The organism is Arthrobacter sp. 2YAF22_2 (assembly GCF_052114645.1).
Lineage (GTDB): Bacteria > Actinomycetota > Actinomycetes > Actinomycetales > Micrococcaceae > Arthrobacter.
Genome location: NZ_JBFRFD010000717.1, coordinates 1 through 1,354, shown reverse-complemented (window position 1 = coordinate 1,354; position 1,354 = coordinate 1). Strand labels below are relative to the sequence as shown.

Here is a 1,354-nt window from a genome sequence, read left to right as displayed (position 1 = left end):
GGACTACGTGGCCCAGTGCGGCACTGCCGTGCATGCCGCTGCCAGCGGCACCGTAACCTTCTCCGGCTGGCACCCCTACGGGGGCGGCAACCGCATCGTGATCGACCACGGCAACGGCCTGGAGACCACGTACAACCATTTGTCCTCCTCGAGCGTCCGCGTGGGCCAGCAAGTCTCCCGCGGCGACGTGGTGGCGATGAGCGGGACCACCGGCGCTTCCACTGGCTGCCACCTCCACTTCGAGGTGATGGTCAATGGGGATGTCGTTGACCCGCTCGGCTGGCTCTAAGCCAAGCCGAGGGACGACTCGCGTTTCTGTGACACGCCGTGATCTGAATGTGACATTGAGTCCCGACTGCTGTACTGTTTGAAGCACGCCAACTTCTCCGAAGTTGGCGCTCTTGAGTGGATTGCCTAACTCTGCCACCGCTCAAGGTCCGTTCGCATGACATCGTCTGGCAGGGGCGGGGGAACCAATTTTGGTCTTCGCAAGAAGACCTTGGGGTTAAGTCGCAAAGCTTCCCAGGAAGCAGCGCGGCCGGGTGACTCCCATCCGAATCCGACAGCTMACCTCGTAGGCATTGGGAGAGGCTACTTTCGTGTCTTCACGCCACAATGCTGCGCGTCCTCGCGCTGGCGCGGCTCAGTTGAGCCCGCTGCACACCATGCTCCGTTCTGCCCTTGCCGGCGCCCGGACAGGTTCGCATAACGCAGTTCCCGCTTTTGGCGCGTCTTCGCAGTACACCCTTCGCTAAAGAAACCCGTTTCGGGGCGATCCGGCGTACCCCCAAGATGCCGGAGCGTCCTCAGTCCCGCCTGCAATGAGCGCGGACACAGGATCACGAAAGAGAGAACTGAATGACTACTCGTGCAACTGCACGCCACCGCGCGGAGGTCACCAAGACCAACTCGCTGGCTGTTATTGCCAAGGCCGTCGGCGACAACGCCGGTGGCATGGGTCGCCAGGCCGCGGTTATCGCTGCAGCCTCCGGCCTGGTACTGACCAGCGGTATCGCAGCCAACGCTGCCGAGACCAACGTTCAGCGCGAATCGACTTCGGCTTCCGCCCTTGAAGTACAGTCGACCGCACCGGCCACGATCTCTGCGGCCTCCAGCATCGCGATCTCCTACGACAAGACGTCCGTCACCACGGCGCCGGCCCCGGTTGTCGAGGCTCCCAAGCCTGTCGTCAAGGTCCAGGAAGCTGTCGCTTCCACGGACACCGCTGCCTCCACGGGCACCGCGACCACCGCCTCGCTGACCACTAAGGCTCCGGTTGCCGTCAGCGGCATGGGCGCATCGATCGCCRCTGCTGCCTACGCGCAGATGGGCGTTTCCCAGGACTGCACCATGC

The 1,354-nt window shown here is 63.5% G+C and carries 1 protein-coding gene, 1 pseudogene and 1 riboswitch; the gene and the pseudogene both read left to right on the top strand.

Features of this window, described 5'->3' with window-relative positions; genetic code table 11:
• Positions 1-289 (top strand): M23 family metallopeptidase (locus AB4Y86_RS18980; RefSeq protein ID WP_441403676.1); only part of this gene is annotated, 289 nt, incomplete at its 5' end.
• A gap of 147 nt (positions 290-436) precedes the next feature.
• A riboswitch (cyclic di-AMP (ydaO/yuaA leader) is annotated at positions 437-595 on the top strand.
• Positions 596-858: 263 nt separating this feature from the next.
• A pseudogene (locus tag AB4Y86_RS18975) lies at positions 859-1,354 on the top strand (NlpC/P60 family protein); the annotation flags it as partial.